The organism is Candidatus Thiosymbion oneisti (assembly GCF_004359955.1).
In the GTDB taxonomy this organism is placed as follows: domain Bacteria; phylum Pseudomonadota; class Gammaproteobacteria; order Chromatiales; family Chromatiaceae; genus Thiosymbion; species Thiosymbion oneisti.
The window spans coordinates 1-2536 of sequence record NZ_SMSC01000073.1; the positions used below are offsets into that span (position 1 = coordinate 1).

At 52.9% G+C, this 2536-nt stretch carries 3 protein-coding genes; all 3 read left to right on the forward strand.

The window, feature by feature from the left end; all coding sequences use genetic code 11:
• The first annotated feature begins 148 nt into the window (after positions 1 to 148).
• A complete protein-coding gene (locus E1958_RS22205) occupies positions 149 to 490 on the forward strand; it encodes a DUF4189 domain-containing protein (protein ID WP_133513333.1) in 342 nt (113 codons plus the stop codon).
• 76 nt (positions 491 to 566) lie between these two features.
• The gene (locus tag E1958_RS19385) at positions 567 to 1640 is read left to right on the forward strand and encodes a DUF4062 domain-containing protein (RefSeq protein WP_133513332.1); all 1074 of its coding nucleotides are present in this window, start codon (positions 567 to 569) and stop codon (positions 1638 to 1640) included.
• A 148-nt stretch (positions 1641 to 1788) separates the two neighbouring features.
• On the forward strand, positions 1789 to 2536 hold a 748-nt coding region (locus E1958_RS19390), incomplete at its 3' end, for a transposase (protein WP_424945099.1).

The window sequence follows — 2536 nt, forward strand, 5'->3', positions numbered from 1 at the left end:
GAGCAGATTAGGCCTCACTTTCGACGTATTTTCTTACGTCGCTTTTGAGGTCTACTTGTAGTTAGGCGGTGCTTCGCCTTACCATCACCTGATGTAGTAAAAACGAGGTAAAAACCGGAGAAAAACCATGAAATGTATATTTGTATTGATGTCAGCGGTAATAGTGATATACAACTCTACTGCCTTAGCGAATGGCGCACTGGCTATAGATGGCAATCAGGGTTCTCAGTATGGGTTTTCATATGATTACCCAACTATGTCAGATGCACGAGATAGGGCTCTGCAAGAATGTGGCAGCGGGTGTTATATTGTAAAAACATTCTCTAATGGCTGTGCTGCGTATGCTGCGGATCAGGCACATGGCAGCACTGTGTATGGCTGGGCCACTGCTTCAAGTTCAAGCCGAGCTAGAAGCGAGGCTCTTCGGTATTGTGGGAACTATGGTGGAGCGAATTGTATCGTTAGAGTATGGGGCTGTAACTCCAACTAGCCACCTAACAAGGCAAATCCAGCCGACGCTCGTGCCTCGCGCTGCTGATTTGCGACGTTAGCTGCTAGGTGAAGACATGAAGCATATTCGATACCAAGTCTTCATCAGTTCGACGTTTCGTGATCTACAGGAGGAGCGGCAAGCCGTTCTTGATGCAGTCCTTAACATGAACCACTTCCCTGCGGGGATGGAACTGTTTCCCGCTTCCGACTCTACGCCGTGGGAAGTGATCGAACGGGTCATCGACGATTCCGACTACTATGTACTAATCATCGGTGGAATGTATGGATCCACAGATAGTGACGGTATCAGCTACACGGAGAGGGAATACGACTATGCCAAAAAAACGAATAAGCCGGTCTTGGCATTCCTGCACCAAGACCCAGACACGATACCCGCCGGTAAAGTAGAGATGAAACCAGTGGCCCGGAAGAAGCTCCAAGAATTCCGCGACAAGCTACAGAACCACCACTGCAAGTACTGGAAGAATGCTCAGGAACTTCAATACAAAGTCGCCATAAGTCTAATCCAAGAAATCAACCTTAACCCAGCTATCGGATGGGTGCGCGCGAATGAAGCAAGCAATGAGGACTTACTCAAGCGGATAGTCGCACTCACCCAAGAGAACGACCGGTTGCGCGAGCTGGCCCGGGCTCAAGCTGGTCAATTCAATATCCCACAACCCAAAACACGACGTCCCGGTCCGGTGAAGCTATTTTACAGCTACGCGCATGCTGACGAGGCCATGGCCCAAAGACTTCAGATGCACCTGAGCCTTTTGAGGAGGCAAAACGTGATCGATAGCTGGAGCGATCGCCGAATTGATACGGGAGCAGATTACGCTGGAATAATCGCAGATGAACTCGAAAGAGCGGACATTATTCTATTCCTAATCAGCGCCAACTTTTTGGCTTCCGACTACTGCTGGGACGTTGAGATGAGGCGGGCCTTGGAGCGACATAAGTCTGGAGAGGCAAGAGTCATCCCTGTCATTCTACGCTCCTGCGACTGGCAACCGGCACCATTTGGTAAGATTCAGGCTCTTCCAAAGGATGCGCGCCCAATTTCAAATTGGACAGATGAGGATTCTGCTTTTGCTGACGTTGCGGTCGGCATTAGAGCGGCAGCAGAGCAGCTAACAATGCCGTGAACCGGAGCGACCGACAGCGCATTTTGTCAAATCAGGGTCTATTGTGGCCGCCCGGTTAAAAAAGAAAGAGAAGGACACCCACTTTGTTTGACATCTTTTCCCTCTCAAACTAAGCTGCCTTTCGACACGGAACCACAGAGAACCTCTCATGACCGCTCCCCGCTCCGTTCTCGTCTCCCTTGAAGACACCCCCTGGTATCATTGTGTTTGTCGTTGTGTGCGCCGCGCCTTCTTGTGTGGCGAGGACCCGTTTTCGGGTCGGAATTTCGACCACCGCCGCGGTTGGATTGTCGAGCGTATTCAGCAGCTTGCCGCCCTGTTTGCCATTGATGTGGCCGCCTACGCGGTGATGAGTAACCACTACCATATCGTGGTGCGCATCGACCGGGGACGGGCCTTGGATTGGTCGATGGAGGAGGTATTGAGGCGTTGGACAGCGCTCTTCACCGGACCTTTGTTGGTAACCCGGTATCTCTCAGAATCACGAAGGTCGATGAGCCAGGCGGAGGTTGCCCAGGTGGAGGCGCTTGCCGCGGTCTATCGGGAGCGGTTACACGATTTGTCCTGGTTCATGCGTACTCTCAACGAGCACATCGCCCGCCGGGCCAATGCGGAGGATGGGGTGAAGGGGCGTTTCTGGGAAGGTCGCTTCAAGAGCCAGGCATTGCTCGATGAGAAGGCGTTGTTGGCAGCGATGGCCTATGTGGATCTGAATCCGGTGCGGGCGGGGCTGGCGGAAACGCCGGAGACTTCGGACTATACCTCGATTCAGGAACGCGTCGTCGGCTTGCCGGAGGAGACTGGATCCGAAACCAGCTCGCGGGAGACTGCAACCGTTAAAGATCCTGACCCAGCACTCGACGGGGAGCGGTTACGACCGGAGGCCGAGACGCAAA